At 36.3% G+C, this 21,272-nt stretch carries 16 protein-coding genes and 1 riboswitch; of the genes, 1 reads left to right on the top strand and 15 read right to left on the bottom strand.

Annotated features, from left to right (window positions below):
- Positions 1 to 21: 21 nt before the first annotated feature.
- The 12 genes from C406_RS0116030 to asnB form a co-directional block, all read right to left on the bottom strand.
- Positions 22 to 1,761 carry a nitrilase-related carbon-nitrogen hydrolase gene (locus tag C406_RS0116030; protein WP_017381673.1) on the bottom strand — a complete coding sequence of 580 codons (1,740 nt, stop codon included), beginning with the start codon at positions 1,759 to 1,761 and terminating at the stop codon, positions 22 to 24.
- Positions 1,762 to 1,821: 60 nt separating this feature from the next.
- Complete coding sequence (locus tag C406_RS0116035) at positions 1,822 to 2,700, bottom strand: DUF6282 family protein (RefSeq protein WP_017381674.1); 879 nt, start codon at positions 2,698 to 2,700, stop codon at positions 1,822 to 1,824.
- A 420-nt stretch (positions 2,701 to 3,120) separates the two neighbouring features.
- Positions 3,121 to 4,434: an RNA polymerase factor sigma-54 gene (gene rpoN / locus C406_RS0116040; RefSeq protein ID WP_017381675.1), complete on the bottom strand. Its 1,314-nt coding sequence runs from the start codon at positions 4,432 to 4,434 to the stop codon at positions 3,121 to 3,123.
- 557 nt (positions 4,435 to 4,991) lie between these two features.
- On the bottom strand, positions 4,992 to 6,443 hold the full coding sequence (locus tag C406_RS0116050) for a carbon starvation CstA family protein (RefSeq protein ID WP_017381677.1): 1,452 nt from the start codon (positions 6,441 to 6,443) through the stop codon (positions 4,992 to 4,994).
- Between the two features lie 274 nt (positions 6,444 to 6,717).
- A complete protein-coding gene (locus C406_RS0116055; protein ID WP_017381678.1) occupies positions 6,718 to 7,449 on the bottom strand; it encodes a LytR/AlgR family response regulator transcription factor in 732 nt (243 codons plus the stop codon).
- A 13-nt stretch (positions 7,450 to 7,462) separates the two neighbouring features.
- Positions 7,463 to 9,190 (bottom strand): sensor histidine kinase, encoded by a 1,728-nt coding sequence (locus C406_RS0116060; protein ID WP_017381679.1) that lies wholly within the window; start codon positions 9,188 to 9,190, stop codon positions 7,463 to 7,465.
- Between the two features lie 480 nt (positions 9,191 to 9,670).
- Entirely contained in the window at positions 9,671 to 9,889 is a 219-nt protein-coding gene (locus C406_RS20840; RefSeq protein WP_237740582.1) for a hypothetical protein, read from the bottom strand.
- A gap of 354 nt (positions 9,890 to 10,243) precedes the next feature.
- A complete protein-coding gene (locus C406_RS0116065; RefSeq protein ID WP_017381680.1) occupies positions 10,244 to 11,884 on the bottom strand; it encodes an SLC13 family permease in 1,641 nt (546 codons plus the stop codon).
- Positions 11,885 to 12,163: 279 nt separating this feature from the next.
- Positions 12,164 to 12,556 (bottom strand): hotdog fold thioesterase, encoded by a 393-nt coding sequence (locus tag C406_RS0116070; RefSeq protein WP_017381681.1) that lies wholly within the window; start codon positions 12,554 to 12,556, stop codon positions 12,164 to 12,166.
- 74 nt (positions 12,557 to 12,630) lie between these two features.
- The gene (locus tag C406_RS0116075) at positions 12,631 to 14,190 is read right to left on the bottom strand and encodes a fatty acid--CoA ligase (protein ID WP_017381682.1); all 1,560 of its coding nucleotides are present in this window, start codon (positions 14,188 to 14,190) and stop codon (positions 12,631 to 12,633) included.
- Positions 14,191 to 14,558: 368 nt separating this feature from the next.
- A complete protein-coding gene (locus C406_RS21120) occupies positions 14,559 to 14,711 on the bottom strand; it encodes a hypothetical protein (RefSeq protein ID WP_237740583.1) in 153 nt (50 codons plus the stop codon).
- A gap of 196 nt (positions 14,712 to 14,907) precedes the next feature.
- The gene (gene asnB / locus C406_RS0116080; protein WP_017381683.1) at positions 14,908 to 16,788 is read right to left on the bottom strand and encodes an asparagine synthase (glutamine-hydrolyzing); all 1,881 of its coding nucleotides are present in this window, start codon (positions 16,786 to 16,788) and stop codon (positions 14,908 to 14,910) included.
- Positions 16,789 to 17,354: 566 nt separating this feature from the next.
- Between asnB and C406_RS0116085 the strand changes: the two genes are divergently transcribed.
- Positions 17,355 to 18,662, top strand: coding sequence for an MFS transporter (locus C406_RS0116085; protein WP_017381684.1), 1,308 nt, complete (start codon positions 17,355 to 17,357; stop codon positions 18,660 to 18,662).
- 242 nt (positions 18,663 to 18,904) lie between these two features.
- Here the strand turns inward: C406_RS0116085 and C406_RS0116090 are convergent, their stop codons facing one another.
- From C406_RS0116090 to C406_RS0116100, 3 genes are all read right to left on the bottom strand, one after another.
- Positions 18,905 to 19,546, bottom strand: a complete 642-nt coding sequence (locus C406_RS0116090; RefSeq protein ID WP_017381685.1) for a response regulator — start codon at positions 19,544 to 19,546, stop codon at positions 18,905 to 18,907.
- 166 nt (positions 19,547 to 19,712) lie between these two features.
- Positions 19,713 to 19,994, bottom strand: coding sequence for a hypothetical protein (locus C406_RS0116095; protein ID WP_237740584.1), 282 nt, complete (start codon positions 19,992 to 19,994; stop codon positions 19,713 to 19,715).
- Positions 19,995 to 20,153: 159 nt separating this feature from the next.
- Positions 20,154 to 20,237: riboswitch (cyclic di-GMP riboswitch) on the bottom strand.
- A 344-nt stretch (positions 20,238 to 20,581) separates the two neighbouring features.
- Positions 20,582 to 20,800 (bottom strand): hypothetical protein, encoded by a 219-nt coding sequence (locus C406_RS0116100; protein WP_017381687.1) that lies wholly within the window; start codon positions 20,798 to 20,800, stop codon positions 20,582 to 20,584.
- Positions 20,801 to 21,272: the final 472 nt, after the last annotated feature.

Here is a 21,272-nt window from a genome sequence, read left to right on the forward strand (position 1 = left end):
ACACTTTTACCCGAGTAAATTTTATATCACAAGAGGTTTATACTCTTTGGTTTGACGCAGTGTTATTAATTTTTCTTGGTTAAACCACCAATCTAAATGTAGCGTTTCATAATTCACAATAATAATTTCTTCCATATTTGTCGAAGCTATCACAGGTTGATCTAATCCGTATAATGGATCAATGGTATAGAGTCCACTTCTTCCCCCAACTAATTGATTTGTGTTAATGGAATTAGCTACAATCATATACGCTTGAGAGCTAAGTGCAATGGAGTCCCATGTTGAAAGAGCTCCTTCTGGATATAAATTTAATGAAATGTTTTTATTCATTTCTAAAGATCTTCCAAACTCTCCTGACCAGTTAGACGGGATGATAATAGTATCAGCACGTTTAATTGCTAAAATTCGAGATGCCTCAGGAAAAGCAGCATCATAACCAATTAATAACCCAACCCGACCTAATTTTTCCGTTTCAAATACTTCTAGTTTACTACCAGCAGTGGCCCATCTTTTTTCATCTTTGGTTAAATGCATCTTACGATAAAGTCCTAAGACATCGCCATAATCGTTAATAAGGATTGAGGAGTTATATAGATGGCCTGAATCTTTTTCCAAAAAACCTAACACAAGGTAAACTTGCTCATCTTTCGCTAATTGTTGATATTGCTTCATAAAGTCACTATTTACTTGTTCTGCTAAATCCCTTATTTTTTCAATTGAATACGTTTCCAAAGAACCAGTTGTCACTAGCTCTGGTAATACAGCTAAAAGAAGTGGCTGTTCCTTTACTTTCGATTGAATAATTGCTTCATGAACCAATCGTTTATGTTTGCTGAAATTTTCTTCCTTACTCATATTAATCGATTCGCACTGTAGAATGGCAGCTGTGATTTTATGCTTTTCCTTACTCTTGGTAAAGTCCCACGGCGCAATATATTGCATTATCTCTTTATAACAATCTGGTTTTCTCTCCTGCAGTCTTGCCTTTCCAGCATTTTGATATAGGGCTTTGTCAATGATGCTATAAATAATGGTTGGCTCATCTATCGGCTGTTCTAATGAGGTTACGTGGGGTGACTCTTCTAATTTTTCTCCAAGAGGCGACCAGATTGCGCTAGCTCCAATCATATGAAATCCTTTTTCACTATTTGAACGATTTGCGCTTAACACGTACAGTCCGTTTGTCTCAGCTCTTGCTTGAAGGAGAAAGACAGATTGGGCACTTGAATTTGTTGGAAATGCAAGAATATTAGCTCCTTGAACAGCTGCTAATCTTGATGATTCAAAAAAAATTGAGTCCATACATATATTAATGGCAATATTCCCAATTTCCGTCTCAAAAACAGGAACTCCTAAGTCTCCTAAAGCTGACCAATGGGCTTCACTCTCCCATAAGTGAACCTTTCGATATTTTCCAATATAACCATATGGACCAATTAGAGCTGCTGAATTATAATATAGTTCGGTTTCCTTATCAATCTCCGGCATACCTATTACAATATAAGTATGAAAACTCTTTGCAATTTCTTCAAAACGAGCCGTTGTTCTTCCAGGTATAGTATCAACAAACGGCGAAATAGCCTCGCGATTTTTATAGTAATATCCGGTTGTAGCCATTTCCGGTGTAATAATAAGCTTTGCCTCGTTTTGAGCAGCTTCAATTACAACGTTAAGTAATGCCTCTATATTTTTCTCTCGCTCATTTAAGATTGGATTAAATTGAATACAGGAAGCTTTAAATGTATTATTTATCTCGTTCACAACAAACCCCCTCTATAACAATAATTTAATTGAGTTTACTTCATTTATCCTTACTGACTCTTACAACCCTAATAACTGTTTTGGATTATCTACAATCATTTTTGTAATCTCTTTATCAGACAAACCTCCACGAAGCATGTCATCAATGAATTGACTTAGTGCTTCAATAGGCGGAATATTGTGGCTCTGCCCATAGTCTGTTACCATGACACATGAATTTGCGTCTAAAGCTTTAATGGATTGTGCCATTTCTTCTTTTTTTATATCATTAAAGTCATCACTACAGGCTAAATAACATTTTTCAAGAATACATCCTTTTCTTATTAATTCAAATTCTAACTTATGGGGAATACGAGCAATACCAAGATCTGTATGTTGAATCAATATTTTTTCGACCTTATGTTCAATGGCCGCATCAACTAATACGGAGACTTCTGCTGGTGCTAAATGACCTGTCGCAAGAACTATATTCGCTTCAGCAATTAACTCTAATATTTCATGGACTTCTGATAAAATCTTTTTGTTGTCATCCCAAATTTCTAAACCATAACTGTGAGAAAGATTTTTCTCACTATTAAAAAAATTAGTTTTCTTTTTCCCAAAGTAGCGTTGATGCTCTTCTGATGAAAAGGTTGGCATCCAAATTACTTTTGCTCCTAAACGAATTGCGGTATCTACGGTTGCAGGAGAAAGACCTCCTGTAAAATGATTACAGACTAAACCACCATATACATGAAGCTCTGGTTCTTTTCCACGAATTAATGTGGCTCTATCAACAGTTTGAGCTTCATGAGCCTTTAATACTACACCTGCCATTTGTGCTTTTTTCACATCTTCTATTAACTCCCAATCTGTTTGTTTTCTTGGAAATAAGCTCGGTGCACTATGAACATGTAACTCTATTGCTCCCTTTAGTAACGGATGAAATGTAGTTGTCATAAATATTACTCCCCTTTATTTAATAATCATTTTATAAATTACTTTGCAAGAATTGTGCCACTTTTTAAAAATCAATAAAACACTGCAGGACTCGATAACAGCCAATCGTACTTATGAAACATCCAAATTCAATGTTGTCTATTTGTAAAAAAATTTTACTCATTTTTTTAACTTCTTTACAAATTCACATGCTAAAAAGTAATTTATTTTTACGTCTATTGATAAGAATGGGGTAAAAGTTGATGAGTAATATATTTCGCAATTTATAGCAGTACTTCTTCTCGAGATTAATTCAAAGATCCGTTTATTTGATGATTGTTGAATGTTATATTTTCACCAAAAGAAAACACCTCCTGAGTAGCCGCTAAATCTACAGTCGGCACTAGGGGTGTTTTCTTATTTTTATCTTATTTATACACTTCATACTTTTATCTCTTTTCTGTTACTTGAAGAGGGGATTTTTAGTTCTTCTCGATACTTACTAATCGTACGTCTAGAAATGGTAATTCCTTTTTCACTATTAAAATAACTTGCTATTTTTTGATCTGACAACGGTTTGAATTTATTTTCTTTCGCAATATAAGTTTCTAAGAGCCTCTTTACCTTCGTTTGAGATACGGAATTTCCGTCTACGGTTTCTAACTTTGACGTAAAGAACATCTTAAGGTTAAAAGTTCCTTTTGGTGTTTGAATAACTTTATTCATAGTAGCTCTACTTACAGTAGACTCGTGCATTTCTATTTCTTCCGCGACTTCTTTTAAAGTTAATGGTTCAAGTGACATAAATCCGTCTTTAAAAAAGCTTTCTTGTTTATTAATAATGACCTTCACTATTTTCATTATCGTTTGACGTCGCTGTTCTATACTACTTAACAACCATTGGTAACTAGTATATTTATCATTAATATACTTTGATGTCTCATCTTTAGTATTTAACAAACTTGTATACTCATTATTAAAATCAATTTTAGGCAAGTAACTATCATTCAAATAAAAAGAAATCTCCGATTCTTTAATCTCGACAATAATATCAGGATTCAAATATTCTATTGAGAAGTCTGAAATGCTAGAACATGGTCTAGGATTAAGAGTCAGAATAAAGTCGTTAATATCTTTTACCTGGGTCATAGTTATATTCATGCGTGCAGCTATATCATTCCATTTTTTATTCGCTAAAAGATCCAAATAATTCTGAATTAGACATTCAGCTAATTTTTCTTTTGGAAAATCAATTGTAATTTGCAATAGTAAACATTCCTTCAAATCCCTCGCGCCTATCCCAGTGGGACCAACTTGTTGAAGAAGCTGAATTCCTCTGTCAATTTCACTTTCTTCAAACTCTCCATAAGGAAATGGTTCATTTTGATTGAGATATAAATAGCCATTATCGTCAAGATTATGAATTATAAATCTAATTAATTTTTGGTCTTGAACAGCCTTAAATAACAAATTGGCTTGTTCTAATAACTTATCTCTCATACTCATATCTTTACTTGATACTAAATCCACTGTCATTTTAGTGGGACTGATTGACTTCACCTTTCCATTAGATTTTTCTTCATACAAGGAACCATTCTTTTGTTCTACTAAATCAATTAAGGGATTTTCCAACTCTTGTTCTCTTATAAATTGGTACAGTTCATAAGTGGTGTATTGTAATAGTTCAATGGATTGTCTTAACTCGATTGTCATTATTAGATTAAGTTCTTGTCTTTGTTTGAGAACGAGTTCCATAGTTTCCCCTCCCATATATGATTATTATTTTGTAACCGTTTACACGAATATCCACTTTATTATAATACAACTTTTCTTAATTCTCTATAGAAAATAATGAATCTTCTGAATTGTGGGATTCAATAAACCTATATTTACCTACTACATTTTATTTACTAATTTGTCCTCGGAATATTTATATTTACTTTTAAATAGAAAAACCGGACACATTCACACTCGGTACTTTTAAGGAAGTACTAGCTTAAAAAGTGTTTTTCCATACAATTTCGACTGAGTTTCCGGCTTTGGATGCCCGATGATATTCTTAACGTTTATAATAAAAGACGCTGATACTACTGCGTTCGACTTAACTCATTATATAAAAAAATCCCCAGTACCATTTTGGTTACTGGGGATTTTTGCTATTCACTTGAGTACGATTGCCAATAAAATACCACCTATAATTACAAGGGTTAGACCAATTTTCATAAATAAGGGAGGAGTATCCCTCCCTTTTTCATTAACCTTTTCCTCTTGATCATTGACAGTTTTACGATAATTGGGACTACAGCATCCCATTACTTTGAATCACTCCATTTAGAAATATCTTCTTCAAGAGGGATATTAGCAGCTCGATTCTTCTTAGCTGCATTAAAGAATAAAACGATAATGATTAGAGTAATGATGGTTGCACCAATATAGGCCGCATTTAGTGATAAACCAAAACCAATTGGAGCATTTATGATGTATGTGGTTGTTGCCATTGTTATAAATATAGCTGGTATCATGGCAATCCAATAATTTTTCTTAGCGATGAACAAGTACATAGCTCCGACCCACAAAGCAATAGCGGCTGTGGATTGGTTTGCCCAAGAGAAATATCTCCATAATAATGTGAAGTCAATTTTCGTAAGTGCAAAAGATAGCACGAATAGTGGTAGTGCTATCCACAAGCGACTCGTCATTTTCTTTTGTGCAAGGTTGAAATAATCTGCGATAATCATTCGAGCGCTACGGAAAGCCGTATCTCCTGAAGTAATCGGTAAAATGATGACACCAATTATAGCTAATGTGCCCCCAATTGAACCTAGCAATAAGATAGAAGCTTCACTTACAATTGCAGCTGGTCCGCCGTTTGCAAGCATATCGTTTAATCCGTCATAGCCGTTGAAAAGACTCATAGCAGCTGCCGCCCAGATCATAGCGATAACCCCTTCTGCAATCATCATTCCATAGAAAATTTTTCGGCCTTGTTTCTCGCTTTGAGTTGTACGAGAAATGATAGGAGTTTGCGTTGCATGGAATCCAGATAAAGCCCCACAAGAAATCGTCAAGAATAAGAGTGGAAAAATTGGAAGATTATCAGGATGCATATTCTTAAATGTTAACTCTGGAATTGGAGCACCAGTAAGCACCAGTTGAACCAAGACACCCACTGCACTAATAATCAGCAATGCGCCAAAAATTGGGTAGAATCGTCCGATAATTTTATCAATTGGTAGTAATGTTGCCAATATGTAGTACATGAATATTACAGCAACTATCGCACCCATCGCCATCCAGCCATCCATTAAGTTATAGATTAAAGTTGCTGGAGATGATACAAATACAGTTCCTACTAATAGAAGAAGTAAAATAGCGAATACGTTTACGACATGTTTCATTATTTTCCCTAAAAATTTACCTGCTAGTTCAGGAAGATGTGCTCCACGATTACGGATTGAAATCATTCCAGTTAAGTAATCATGCACCGCTCCTGCAAAAATTGCACCGAACACAATCCAAATAAATGCGACTGGTCCATAAAGTGCGCCCATGATTGGTCCAAAAATCGGCCCAACACCAGCAATATTTAACAACTGAATTAATGCGTTCTTTTTGGTGGACATTGGTACATAGTCCACATCATCTTTATTAACATAGGCAGGTGTTGTCCGATCCTCTTTTACACCAAACATCTTTTCTACAAATTTACCATACGTGAAGTAACCTATGATTAATAGAATTATACCTCCAAGAAATGTATACATAAAACTCCCCCTTATAAATATGTGAACACGCTTTCATTTATTTTAGGTGGTGAACGAGCTAAATAGGTGTTTTGAGGTGTAACATGTCATTTCCAAGGTTAAGACGTATGTATGGATGATTGACAAGCGCGCATTATATCAGAATATTAAAATAGTATGATTGATTGCATGATGAATTAACCACTTAAGAATCATTTCGGCTTAATAAAAAAGAGTTAGGAAAACTCTCCTAACTCTTTTCTTATTTGTCTAGTAATGACTTCTCAAGGTAATTCTATATTTCAAGACGCCCTCTAAGTGTCTTCACATAATTACGACTAACAGAGAGCATTTCCTCCCTGCCTTCTATTTCAAGTTGGTACGCACCATTAAACCATGGAGTTAAACGCGTAACAAAAGTTAAATTTACGAGGAAACTCTTGTGGATTCGAAAAAAAGAGAAAGGGAGTAAACGACTTTCCAACTCCTTTAAGGGTGTTCGTACTTCAAACTCTTGTGAAGTTGAAATAATTTTCGATACTTTTTCATCCCGATATATATAAATGATTTCCTTAGGTTCTATATAAAAAATTTCTCCATCTACCTCAACTGCTAATTTCCCCAGCGGTTTAGTGACCTCAATATCATTAGGCGGTGTGAGTAATTTTTCAATTCGCTGAATGGTCTGTTGCAATTGTTCTTCATCAAACGGTTTCAATAAATAATCAATTGCTCCATAGCGAAATGCTTCGACTGCAAACTGGGGATAAGCTGTTGCAAACACCACTAATGGACTTTTTTTAAATTCCATTAATGCTCTTGCTACTTCCATACCGTTCATTTTGGGCATTTCTACATCTAGAAAAATAACATCGGGCTGATATTGTAGTGTTTTTACAATGGCATCTTCACCAGAATCAGCTTCCCCAACAATCTGCACTGATGGATACTCTCCTAATAAATGCTTGAGCTCATCGCGGCTATAATGTTCATCATCCACAACCAAAACACGAATCAGTTTTCCCATGTTCCTTCCCCCTTTACCCCAGAATAAATGATACTTTTGTGCCTTCATTTTGTTTGCTCTCAAAACGAAGAGCACTTTTCACACCAAACATAATGGTTAATCTTCTATTTACATTATAAAGTCCTATTCCTGTTCCATTATCTGAAACTGCTTGTTGCACACCTAAAAGCTTAATGCGTTCCGGACTTATACCCTGCCCATTATCTTCGATAGATACAACCGTAAGTGCATCCTTCTTTTGTATGCTGATTTTAATCAAACAGTTGTTGCTTTTATTTTTAATTCCATGTTTGACTGCATTTTCAACAATCGGTTGCAGAGTAAGAGGAGGAATATTTTCTAATAAAACATTTTCATCTATGTTGTATTCCACAACGAGCCTATTAACATAACGGACTTCTTCGATCTCTAGATAAGCTTTGACGTGCTTTAACTCTTGCTCAAGTGTAGTCAATGTCTCGGTTGTAACAGTGAGGTTTTGTCGTAAAAAGTGAGAGAGTGAAATGAGTAACTTTCTCGCCTTTACTGGTTCAATTCTTACGAGAGAGACAATTGTATTTAATGTATTAAATAGAAAATGTGGACTAATTTGTGCCTGCAGCGCTTTAATTTCAGCTTCCTTTGCGAGCTGGTAGGCCTTATCAGCTTCCGCAATTTCTAGTTGTGTACTTAGAAGCATACTAAGGCCAGAAATGAGTTCTAAGGTGACGTTCGTAACCTTTTTTTCTGAAGTAAAGTAAAATTTCAACGTTCCTATTGTTTCACCACGCTGTTTTAATGGAGCAATGACTGCGGTACCAAGTGGACAATTTTCATTTAAGCAACGAATCGAACGATTGTGCGAAACGATAAGCTCACCTTTTTGAATGGATTCCCATGTTAATTCACTCTGAATTGGTGCATTCGCTCGATGATGGTCATCCCCAATTCCTATATGAGCCAATATGCTTACTTGGCTTGTCATCGCAACTGCGCTTGATTCTATTTCCTTATGTAAAATTCGACAAACAGCCTCAGCAGATTCAACGTCCATTCCTTTCCTCAAATGAACAAGAGTCTGATCAGCAATTCTCAGTGTTTTCTGAGCTTGCAGAGCACCCGCTTTTTCTTCCTCATTAAAAACACTTTTAATGATAAGTAGAAAAAGCGCACATCCCACTCCATTTGCAAGAATCATAGGAATCCCAATAACTTCAATGAGTGTGAGCGCTTTTTCGTATGGTTTAGCCACCAATAAAATAATTAGCATCTGAATTGTCTCTGCAGCAGCTCCAATGAAAAAGGCATTGCTTATTTTGTTTCTACTGTCCTTACGATGAAATGCACCAGAGAGAATACCAGCAATAATGGCTGCAAGTCCACATGCAAGCGCTGTATATCCTCCTAGAGTAAAGCGATGTATGCCAGCAATAAGCCCAGCGCCAATTCCAACTTTATAGCCGCCAAGCAATCCTGCTATCACCACGCCAATAACACGTGTGTTAGCAATCGCTTCATCATTGCTTAATCCCAGCGCCCCTGTCCAGCGGTCAAATTCCTGAGTATTTATGTCAAGAGAAACTCCTGTATACGTACCGATAATCCCAAAAAACCCAAAAAATAAAATAGCAGCAAACTGCTGCTTACGTCCAAATTTATCTTGATAAATCATTTGCCTAAAAAATGGAAGTCGAGTTAACACGAAGGCGATCATCACAATAATTCCAATACGTTCTAGCATCGTTAAAAAAAGTTCAGTCATATTGGATGTCCCCTTTCTCGGAAATAAAATAATTCTTGAAGTTTCATTTTAATTGCATTCGTATTTTTCTTATTTTAGCATAAATGTAGTTGATGTTGAGTCAACTTTAATTACTAGCTTGTCCTTTTCAAACAGTTCACTCGATACATATGCGGGGAATGTTTTTTCGGTCACTATGTTTATTCCTGTTCATTTGGTTTTATTCCTGTTCTAACCTGTAATAATCCCGTTCGAACGCAGTTTATTCCAATTCAAAATGATTTAATCCCGTTCAAACACGTTTTATTCCCGTTCACACTATATTTCCCAATAACTCGAGCCGAAAACTTGTCATTATGAGTAAATTGAAACTCATTAGACTAAGAGTTCACTTCCCTCTCAACAATACCCGCCAGGCACCAACTGGCGGGCCATTTAGCTCTTCATGTTTGTCACATTTCTATTACAGTCAAACGGATAAACTTGTATGGAGCTGTCGGACTAGCCGACAGCCTTATCAGTGACTTTCGGATAATGGAAATCATGACAGTGTTGTTGAATTTCACATGATAATCGAATAATAAACTTCCAAAATTTCACTATTACAACGTGAATCATGATTTTTACAACGTTGAGGCCAATTTTTACAACGTCAACATCCATAATTACAACGTGACAGCTATTAATTACAACTGAGCTATCGCTCGACATTTGAGCCATAGCTTTTTAACGATGAAAGACAAGTTACAGAGTGGCAAAACCCCTCATTCCACGATTGCGGAATTGCAGATACTTTAAAACTTGCAGAAATAGGTCGAAAATGTATTTTGGACGATTATTTTTTATACAGTAAGTGTCATTCTCTAGTAAACCAAAATCAAAGCAATCCTCCCCAAAGTTGCCCCTATAGGAAAAGAGACAAGAGCTTAGTGAAATAGTTACTTAGACTTGTCTTTCATTATTTATATTATGATGCAGTAAATTTGCCGTCCAAAGCGACCAGGAAAACTTAGTAGATCAAATGACGATAAAAATGCCGACTCAACAATTCGTTGAGCCGGCTTCCTATATTCGTTATTTAGTAAACTTGTCCGGTATCGACATCAAGTCAATTCCCCATACGAGTGGCAAGAAGTAGAATACTGCCAACCCGACAAAGAAAATACCAAATACATTGAGTGCTAAACCAGCTCTTGCCATGTCTGCAATACGCAAGTAACCTGAACCGAATACGACCGCGTTCGGTGGCGTTGCGACTGGCAGCATAAATGCACAAGAGGCTGCTACCGCAGCTGTCACCAATAATGCATACGGGTGGATACTAAGTGCTACAGCAAGTGATGCCATAATCGGGAACATCATTGAAGCTGTTGCAGTATTAGATGTAATTTCAGTTAGGAATAACACAAGTGCTGCTACAACTAAAACCACTAACAATACACTTACGCCTTGTAGACCTGTTAATTGTCCACCGATCCAGTCTGATAGTCCTGAACTTGTAAAACCAGCTGCAATAGCGAGTCCACCTCCGAATAATAGCAAGATTCCCCACGGTAATTTTACCGCAGTTGCCCAATCGAGCAAGTGATCCCCTTTTCTATTTTTCGAAGGTATGATGAACAAGATGATTGCTGCAATTAAGCCGACCATCGCATCATTCAAATTTGGAATGAATTGTACTAGCAGGAACGACCGCGTAATCCACGCAAGTGCCGCCAATACAAACACGATGAAAATTACTTTTTCTTCATACGAAGCCTTGCCCAAATTCGTTTTCTCTTCTTGAATTACAGTGTTTCCACCAGGAAGCTGTTTCATTTTCTGTGGATATGCTACTTTTATTAAATAGTACCAAGCAATAAATATAAAAATCCAAGCGAATGGAACTCCGAAAAGCATCCACTGTGCAAACGTAATTTCAATGCCGTAAATTTCATTGACTGCACCAGCTAGAAGCGTATTCGGTGGTGTTCCGATCAATGTCGCTATGCCTCCAAGAGACGCAGAGTATGCAATCCCGAGCATCAGAGCTTTACCAAAACCGAAGTTTTCTTTGGAAGTATCGATCGAATCATCATCTTTTAGTGCATCTTGTACTTGATAAATGATAGCCAAGCCAATTGGTACCATCATCATGGCTGTTGCAGTATTGGAAATCCACATCGATAAAAATCCAGTAGCAATCATGAAGCCAAGAATAATTCGCTCTGTGTTCGTTCCAATAAGTGAGATAATCGTCAACGCAATTCTTTTATGTAGATTCCACTTTTCCATTGTTAATGCAATCATAAACCCACCCATGAACAAGAAAATCGTATCATTTCCGTAAGCCGAAGTTGTCGCCCCTACATCTAGTCCATTTGAAATCGGAAATAATATAATCGGCAACAGTGAAGTAACCGGAATAGGAATCGCTTCAGTAATCCACCAAGTCGCAATCCACAGTGTACTCGCTAGAATGGCTTTTGCCTCTGGTGGTAAACCATCTGGATTAAAGAACAGCAAAGTTAATACAAACAATAACGGTCCTAAAAATAACCCTATCAATTGCGGTGTATTGTAACTCCTTTTCTTATTACGTTCATCATATGATCCTGCGTCTTCTGCACGATCTCTATCTCTAGATATTGCGGAACCTGGCTTTGCAAAAAACTTGATGGTGTCTTTCGCCTGGTAATGCTTGTCCCAAAGCCAATTCCAAGTTGATGTAATCATATCTTTCGCCCCCACTTAATATTGTATAAAAATTCATCATTTTGTAATTATAACCGTATTCATTCTATGAAACAAGATATTTTCTTGCAATTAGGAAAGTATTGAATATTACTATTTTTGTACATCTTCTCACTTATGACTCTACATAGAGTTGCTGTGGGCACCTTTTTCTCCTATGGTTACGACCAATGTTCAGCTCCTATGAAACTGGTTTTTATCCATAAAAAACTACCACAACATTAAATGTCATGGTAGTTTATGAATTCATGTATTATAGAATCATTTCAATTTCACAATTGCCACAGTGCATCTAGACACACAAATCAACTTTTCTTCTTCATCGACAATTTTAATTTCCCACACCATAGTTGTACGTCCTTTATGTAGTGGTGTTCCTATAGCCGTGACGATTCCATCCTTTTTGCCACGGATATGATTTGCATTAATTTCTAGTCCAACAGCTGTTTCTTTTTCTTGATCAATTAAATTCAAACTTCCAACACTGGCTACCGATTCCGCTAATACAACCGATGCTCCTCCATGAAGCTGGCCAAAAATCTGATGCGTTGACGCGTTAACCGGCATCGTCGCAGTAACACGATTCTCAGTCACTTCCCCAAATTCAATGCCTAATAAGCCTATAATTGTTTCTTCTAGTGGTTTCATTTCCATTATTAACTTCCTCTCTTTATTAATAATTATTGAACACAAAATCCTACTAGCGCATTTCAGCTATAGTCGAGAGTTTAGTGGTTGGCGCTTTCTACTCTTTGTTCCCTTAACAGGAACTTTTGAATTTTACCACTTGCATTGCGAGGAAGTTCCTCTACAAATTTATAACTTCTTGGACGTTTATAACCTGCTAATTTAGTGTTCCCTTTACAGAATTGTTCAAGTTCTTCTATAGTAAGTGTCGGATCTTTCGTGACAATAAACGCAAGCACGGATTCTCCCCATTTCTCGTCGGGAATCCCCAAAACGGCTACATCCTGAACCGATTCATGTTCGTGTAGCACATCTTCCACTTCTCTCGGGTAAATGTTTTCGCCACCGCTGATGATCATATCATCCACTCTATCCGCCACATACAAATAGCCATCTTCATCCATGAATCCGAGATCGCTAGAGTGATACCAACCTTTATACAAAGCTTTTTCAGTTGCATCCTGGAGATTAAAATAGCCTGCCATCATGCAAGGTCCTTTGACAATGATTTCACCGACTTCTCCGGGTTTTAATATATTGTCCGGCTCAGAAGGACCGTTTTCATTAGGCATAACAATTCGAATTTCATGATTATATGCAGGTTTTCCCGCAGATCCCACTTTTGTCAGCTGTTCATCTTCAGCAAGAAATGTAATGGCTGGTCCCATTTCTGTTTGACCGTATGCTTGAATTAAATTAATTCCTAAAATATCTTTTACTTTCATTACCAGGACAGGAGCCATTGGTGCAGCTCCGTATAAGCCGCGCTGCAACGTTCCAACTTTGGACGCAGCCCCCTCAAGCTCCGCCATCATGCTCCACATGGTCGGAACCGCGAACATGACGGTAACTTTTTCCTTTTCAATCGTTTCTAATGCAGTTAGCGGATTGAATTGATGCATAATGATATTCGTTGCCCCAGCATGAACACGAGGAATGACACAACAATGCAATTCAGCACAATGAAACATAGGAGCCGTGACAAGCCCTATATCATTTTTAGTGTAATTTAATAAAGCAATACAGATAAGACTTTGTTCGGTCATATCTCTATGGCGATGAATAACTCCCTTAGGTCGTCCTGTTGTCCCGCTCGTATACATAATGGCATAGGTATCCATTTCATCTACTTCAACAGTAGGCTGCGTCGCCTGTGCTTTTTCTACTTGTTCATGGTAGCTTTTAGCGTAATTCGGCTTATTATCATTAATAAACCAAAATTGAGTAGTGGCAAATTCCGACTGAATCGAAGTAACCTGGTCTTTTAATTGTTCTTCAAACAGGACAATTTTTGGACTTGCATCCTTTAAAATATAAGCCAGTTCTTCTGATTTTAGGCGAAAATTAATTGGATTGAAAATGGCTCCGATTTTTGCACAGGCAAATAATGTCGTGGATAATTCACTTGTATTAAAGAGGAACGTCGAAACCCGGTCACCTTTTCCGACACCTGAATCAATCAGCGCATTGGCCAATCGATTTACCTCAGTTCCCCACTCTTCATAAGTCCACCTTTGACCTCTTTTTAAGTCAATAATTGCTTCTCTATTCGGAAATTTACTTACTGTCTGATCGAATATACTGCCTAAAGTCGCATACATTTTCTCAACCCCTCCATATTAATGAATGGTTATTCACTTCTGTTTCTCTTTTAATAATGTCAGATTAGAAGAAACATTGCAACAATTTACCAGAGTATTTTGATGCCCTTAACGAGAGCAATAAATTACAACATTAATTTCCATAATTCAACTATACAGATTTTTCCAACTTACCAACCGCTCACCCTGTTAAACCAGCAATATCATCTTAACTCCTAAAAAAGTAATGCTACTTTCTTCACTTACTGAAGTTCTTTCACAATTCACTAAGAAGCTCTAGGACAAACCAGAATTTCTGTGATGTTTTGACTTATGGTAAATAGACATCGTGAATGAATTTCACATAATAAACGACTAGGTGAATTCCATTATTTAACTAGTACAACGTGAACCGTCATTTTTACAACGTGGATGTCTATTTTTACAACGTCACCTTCCATAATTACAACGTGACACCCAATAATTACAACTGAGCTTTCGCTCGACACTAAAGCTTTAGACTTTTGACTATGCCGATGCATTATAGTGTCGGAAACTCTTTCCAGAGTCATTCAAAATAAAAAAAACTGCACTTCGAATCACTGACACTTTGTTAAAGAGTCTGATTCGAGGTACAGTTCATATCCATAATTTATAATCCTTTAAAAATTCCAACGGTTTTCAATTGCCTCAATATAGACTCACCCAACAGATGTTCCACTATCGAGGACCCTGCTATCAAGTTGTTACCAATTGTTTAATTTGTTGAGACTTGGTTTCAACAAAAGGTATTGAATCTGATTCAAAGTATACTTTGTACCAGATTAAGAACATGAAAATAGTCCAGACTTTTCTTCCATTATTCGTCTTACCTTGATAATGGTCTTCAAGAAGTTGTAGTATTTTTTCCTGGTCGAAAAATGTTGACGCAGCAGTTCCTGTAAAATACTCCTTGATTTCTTGATAGTATTTATCAGTGCGGATCCAATGACGAATGGGTACAGGAAAGCCGATTTTTTTACGGTTGGCCGATTTTTGGGGTAGAGACCTTCCAGCAGCCAATCGAAAAGCATATTTTGTATCGATATGATTCACTCGATATTTAGTAGGAATTTTTGCCGCAGTGGCCATTACTTCCCGATCTAGGAAAGGTACGCGCAATTCAATAGAATGTGCCATACTCATTTTGTCAGCTTTTAATAGAATATCATCAACTAGCCACAAGTGAAGATCAAGATATTGCATTTTGGTCAAATCATCTTCCTGTTTCACTTGGTCATAAATTGGCTTAATAATTTCTTCTACTTTTAAAGATTTGCTAAAGTCAGGTTTAACTATACTCATCGCTTCTTCTTCTGAGAATATTTTTGCCTGTCCAATAAACCAATCCTCAACTGGAAGTCCACCCTTAATCAAAAAGCTTTTGCCTTTCACCTCCGGAAGTCGCTTTGCAATGACGCCCAATTGTTTCCTAATAAGTAATGGGATTTTTTTGTATTTTTTCAATGAAGGAGCTGTGTCGTAATCGGCATAACCTCCGAATAGTTCATCGGCACCCTCTCCTGACAGAACAACGGTAACATGTTTGCTTGCCAGTTCGGCTAGAAAATAAAGAGGAACAATGGATGGATTTGAATGTGGTTCATCCATCATATATTGAATCTCAGCCAACTTGCTGAAACAGGCATCAGGATCCAAAATTTCACTGATATTTTGAATATCCAATTCATTGGACAATTCTTTCGCATTATCAATTTCAGAGAAGTTTTGATCACCAAAACCAACCGTAAATGTTTTATCTGGTTTCAAAACGGATGCCACATAACTGGAGTCTACACCACTCGACAGGAAGGATCCTACCTTCACATCACTTATTTTATGGGCAATAACGGAATCCCGAACCACGTCATCAATTTCATCCACCAATTTTACCAATGGCTGGTCACTCGGCTTGAATTGTGGCGTCCAATACCGATTTATTTGCAAATTGCCTTTTTCATAGATCATGTAATGGGCTGCTGGTAATTTAAAAACGCCCTTAAAGAACGTCTCATTTAACACCGGATACTGGAAAGTTAAATATGGTTTCAATGCTTTTTCATTAAATTCTTTTTGGAAATGAGGATGTGGTATAAAACTTTTTATTTCCGAACCAAATAAAAGAGTCCCATTCATTTGAGCATAATAAAATGGTTTAATGCCAAACATGTCACGTGCCGCAAAAAGTTTTTTCTCGCTACGATCCCAGATAACAAAAGCAAACATACCACGCAGTTTCGCTACCAAATCTTTGCCATATTCTTCGTACCCATGAATAAGCACTTCACTATCTGTATGTGTCAGAAAGTTATGGCCCTTGGCTACTAGATCGTCTCTGAGTTCCATAAAGTTATAGATTTCACCATTGAAAATTAAGACAATTGATCGATCTTCATTATAAATTGGCTGACTCCCTGCTTCTAAGTCAATAATACTTAATCTTCTAAAACCAAGAGCAGCTCCGTCTTCAACAAACTCTCCGGAAGAATCTGGACCACGATGGACAATTGTCTCCATCATTTCTGTTAACACATCAAACGCATTATCTGTATCCCCAATAAAACCTGTGAAACCACACATTTTCAAAAACTCCTTTTACACAACATCCACTAAAACGAGTTTAGACAAACTAAATTCTTTTAATATCAATTGGAATTTTTAGATTTTCTACTTTTTAAAGCTAGACTTGTTGAGTCAATTCCCTTTACAATACATAATAAACAAATACTTTTCTGGTAATTTAACATTTCTCCATAAAAAATCCGTCAATTCAAACCCAAAAATATTCATTAAATTATTATATTTATCGTAATAATAAGTATAATTGTAGCATTTTAATGATTCCAAATATATGTAAAACTTTCGGCTCCATTCGACATTTTTTGTGGACTCTCTTCCACTAGAAGAAGCACCTAAAAAGGTCGATATAAAAAAATAAACTAACCACCTACTTTTAATAGGTCGTTAGTTTATTTTCTTTTTCGACTTCTAGATTTATTTCTTCGAGTCGTCTATTTATTATTCGAAATTTGATTTTTCTGCACGTTCACTGGCTACCCCCTATCCCAGCAAGAGAATTACGGGTTTCAAAAAACCATATTCAGCGTTATAATTAGGGGCGCTAAATAACTTTAACTTGTCATAAAATGAAAAGAGTTGATAAAATTTTGAACTTTTTTGGTAATAATCACACTGTACCGATAAAATCCACGTTTTATTATGGATGGTATATTGTGTTTATCGGGAGTCTGGGAGCTTTTTTCTCTGGACCTGGTCAAACGTATTTTATTTCTGTATTTATCGATCAATACATAAGAGATTTCGATTGGAGCCGTTCTCAAGTTTCAACGATTTACTCGGCAGCCACGCTTGTATCAGCTGTTTGCATGTTTTTCATGGGAAGATTAATTGATAGATTTGGTCAACGTAATATGATGGTTATTGTTTCCATCATGTTGGCGCTTGCTTGTTTTTTCAATAGTACTGTCAACAATTTAATCATGTTGTTCTTTGGAATTTTGATGTTACGATTATTTGGACAAGGCTCTATGACTCTTATTCCTAACACATTAATCCCTCAATGGTTTATGACAAAAAGAGGAAGAGCTCTTAGTTATATGGCTATAGGTGGATTTGCTAGTTCTGCTATTTTCCCACCGCTAAATGTTTGGCTTGTTAGTTCTATTGGTTGGGAAAACACATGGATTCTTTGGGGATTTACCATATTAATCGTCTTTACCCCACTTGCTTACTTTTTAGTTAGAAATACACCAGAGCAAGTAGGATTAGAACCCGATGGCTATATAACACCGATTAGAAGTAAGGCACATGAAAATGATCCGAGTTTCACGAAAAAAGTCGAAAGTGATTGGACTTTTAAAGAAGCAATCCGCACAAAAGCTTTTTGGTTCATTTTATCTTGTGTCGGAATCCCTGCGCTTGTTAATACAGCCATCACATTCCATCTGATTTCCATATTTAATCAAAATGATTTAGGCGCTGGAGTCGCGGCATTGGTTCTAGCTGGAATGGCCCTTGTCGGGTTTCCTGTGACACTTGTAGCGGGAAGATTATTGGACCGAGTTAAAGTCAATATAATTTTGGCAGGAATTTTTGTTTTAGAGATTGTCCTCCTAATGATGCTTCAAGTAACCAATACCATTTTCATGGCCGTACTTTTTGCTTTAGTTTGGGGAATCAGCAATGGATTTGAACGAATCGCGTTATCCTATGTGTGGCCAAGTTACTTTGGTCGAGCTGCTCTAGGTAGTATTCAAGGACTCGCAACGTCTGTAATGGTGTTTGGCTCAGCCATTGGTCCACTTCCCTTCGGTATTGCCTTTGATATTTTCGGTGGTTATAAGGAAATCATCTGGATTTCACTCATATTCCCTATTATAGGAATCATAAGTTCACTACTTGCAAAACAACCTGAAAAGAAAAAGGTCGTTTGATATAAGTAAAAGGCCACAACTCATTGAGCTGTGGCCTTTATTGTTATAAAAGTCATTAACTTTTTTGATTCAAATTTTTTCTTTTTCTGATGCTATTTTTGTAAATAGCTTTAAAGTCTTTCTTCTACTTTTTTGTATCAAAGTGAAAGGGAATGTTCTTTCACTTTGATACAATAATATTTGAAATATCTTAATCCTAATTGTACTAATTTCAAAGCAGATTTTAATTTAGTATTTACCGATTAATGGACCACATACGTAACTAAGCCTTTTGCATTTGCATATAGTGCGGCTTTTGTCCTATCGGTTAGATTAAGTTTTGCGAATATTTGACTCACATGTTTTTTTACGGTGCATTCGGTAATATGCAAGATTTTTGAAATTTCTTTATTTGAATGACCTTTGCCAATTTCAATTAACACTTCCTTTTCCTTAGGAGTTAATTGTTTTAAATGTCCATCCTCTTCAAATGAATCGCTTGATTTCATTATCAGATCAAGAACTCCTGGATCATAATATTTTCGTCCTATGTTTATAATTTGCAATGCATGCAAGAGCTCTTCAGGTAATGCTTCTTTTAATACATAGCCTTGAACACCTATTTCTTTCGCTCGATTAAAGTCTTCCTTTTGCATTGACGATGTTAACACTACAAACTTACAAGTTGCTCCTTGTTCAATTGCATTTATTATTAGATCTAAACCCGACTCACTTCCTAATCGGAGATTTACTAACGCTAAATCAGGTTTAGTCGTACTAAAAAGATTTAGTGCCTCACTACTATTCGTTGCTTCCCCAAGAATCTCCATTGATTCTTCTAACGAAAGTATGGAGGTTAGTCCTCTTCTAACTAGTGGATGATCATCAACAATAACTACTTTCATTATCCAATCACCTCATGCTCCTTTAGATTTTTTATTATTGGAATTTCGATTTGTATTCGTGTTCCTAAACCATGTATTCCTTCTATATTGTTCCAGTCCAGTTATCTGGTAGTCTATATTAATGTCATTTAACTCTGAATAATCATTCAAATATCTTTTTAAACGGTTAAAATGGCTGCTCACCTTTCTTTACAGAGCTTAGACTGTAAATAGCTGCCCTTAGTTCTTTCATTGTAGTATTTGCGGATTGTAATAGCATAAATGGACTAGAAATTCCACCTGTCGGAATAAGTAACAGAGTTAATCCAATTGTTTCAGTCAACACAATCACTTTTAATATTTTATTATTTTCTATAAATCTTCTCTGTAAATCAGTTATAATCCAGGCTGCAATCCCCAAAGACATAACGACTACTATTTTAAAAATAAGTGGTGATTGAGGACTCAATAAGTAAAAAAAGGAATTTATTAGCAGAAAATTTATCTGTATAAAAATACTAATCGCATCTTATCGGAAGGATTCCTTCTTAGAAAACGATAAAATTGGTTAACCGTTTCCCTCCCCAATTCATAATAAAAGCCTAATTAATTAGGACAAAATGTCCAAATTTAATTAGGCCGGTTGCACCAACAACTCCATACGTCCCAGGTGCCCATATATAGGATGTACATCATAGTTTCCAATATAGATATTTAATTATACTAACTTTAATTATTATATTATTCCGAATATTTAGAGATGTCAATTTTAATGTCGAATTATGTATTATTTTATTTATTCATTGATTACTATTTAATTAGAGTAATAGAGATATCCACAGAATCTCTATTTATTAGAACTCATCGTTTTTGTCATTTCATTCGTATAAGTTGGGTATATTTTACATGACAAGCGAATATTTTATTGTGTATTTATCGCCTCTATTATTTCTTTCAGATTGTTCTTAGAAATGTTGACAGCTCACCTCTTTCTTTTAATTAATCTAAAAAGGAAGATTCAATGGATATACCACCAATTCTTCCTTTTTCATTAACTTAATCTGCAACCGCTTCAGATTCAACAATAATAGATCCCAATAATACTTCTTGTGAAACTGGTTGCCCACTTGGGATTTTAATTTTCACAGCTATATTTCTACTATTTTGCATTCCTGAACCAAACTCTTTGCTAACTTTGTCAATTACTAAAACGTCTCCTCTTGTACCCCAAGCAGGATTGCTAACCGTACTTTGCGATACTGTTCCAAATGTCATATATTTTGCATATGGTCCTTTCGCAAAAACGTTACTTTAAAGGTTTAAAGATTCTTGATTGGAAATCATCGGGACACCACCTGTAATTAGTACACTTATTATACAAGAAAAAGAAGCAATCCCTTCCTCGACAAATTGAGGAAAGAATTGCTTGTTTAGATTAAAGCCGGCACATTTTGTTAGATTTTGAACAGATAAAGGAACCTCACTTTTTTAGATGAAAGAAAATATATATACAAGTGATTGAAGTGGAAGGCGGCGACTCCGGCGGGAATAGCGTATTCCGTGAGACCCCGCAGGAAACGATTTGTGCACAATTTGTTTGCGACGAGTAACCGCAGGAGCAAGGGTTTTCAAGCGACGAGGAGACTCACGGACCGCCCGCTGAAAGCGTCCGCCTGTTTCTGCATCGCTACGCTAGCTTCGAAACATGAAAGTGCGTTGAAACGGAAATCACCTTTCCATGCTAAGA

The organism is Paenisporosarcina sp. TG-14 (assembly GCF_000297555.1).
GTDB classification, from domain to species: Bacteria; Bacillota; Bacilli; order Bacillales_A; family Planococcaceae; genus Paenisporosarcina; species Paenisporosarcina antarctica.

Excerpts from the sequence above, each read along its gene's own strand:
- C406_RS0116035 (WP_017381674.1), bottom strand. The coding sequence starts at position 2,700 with ATGACAACTACATTTCATCCGTTACTAAAGGGAGCAATAGAGTTACAT.
- rpoN (WP_017381675.1), bottom strand. The coding sequence starts at position 4,434 with ATGGAACTCGTTCTCAAACAAAGACAAGAACTTAATCTAATAATGACA.
- C406_RS0116050 (WP_017381677.1), bottom strand. The coding sequence starts at position 6,443 with ATGTATACATTTCTTGGAGGTATAATTCTATTAATCATAGGTTACTTC.
- C406_RS0116055 (WP_017381678.1), bottom strand. The coding sequence starts at position 7,449 with ATGGGAAAACTGATTCGTGTTTTGGTTGTGGATGATGAACATTATAGC.
- C406_RS0116060 (WP_017381679.1), bottom strand. The coding sequence starts at position 9,190 with ATGACTGAACTTTTTTTAACGATGCTAGAACGTATTGGAATTATTGTG.
- C406_RS20840 (WP_237740582.1), bottom strand. The coding sequence starts at position 9,889 with ATGGCTCAAATGTCGAGCGATAGCTCAGTTGTAATTAATAGCTGTCAC.
- C406_RS0116065 (WP_017381680.1), bottom strand. The coding sequence starts at position 11,884 with ATGATTACATCAACTTGGAATTGGCTTTGGGACAAGCATTACCAGGCG.
- C406_RS0116070 (WP_017381681.1), bottom strand. The coding sequence starts at position 12,556 with ATGGAAATGAAACCACTAGAAGAAACAATTATAGGCTTATTAGGCATT.
- C406_RS0116075 (WP_017381682.1), bottom strand. The coding sequence starts at position 14,190 with ATGTATGCGACTTTAGGCAGTATATTCGATCAGACAGTAAGTAAATTT.
- C406_RS21120 (WP_237740583.1), bottom strand. The coding sequence starts at position 14,711 with ATGCATCGGCATAGTCAAAAGTCTAAAGCTTTAGTGTCGAGCGAAAGC.
- asnB (WP_017381683.1), bottom strand. The coding sequence starts at position 16,788 with ATGTGTGGTTTCACAGGTTTTATTGGGGATACAGATAATGCGTTTGAT.
- C406_RS0116085 (WP_017381684.1), top strand. The coding sequence starts at position 17,355 with ATGAAAAGAGTTGATAAAATTTTGAACTTTTTTGGTAATAATCACACT.
- C406_RS0116090 (WP_017381685.1), bottom strand. The coding sequence starts at position 19,546 with ATGAAAGTAGTTATTGTTGATGATCATCCACTAGTTAGAAGAGGACTA.
- C406_RS0116100 (WP_017381687.1), bottom strand. The coding sequence starts at position 20,800 with ATGACATTTGGAACAGTATCGCAAAGTACGGTTAGCAATCCTGCTTGG.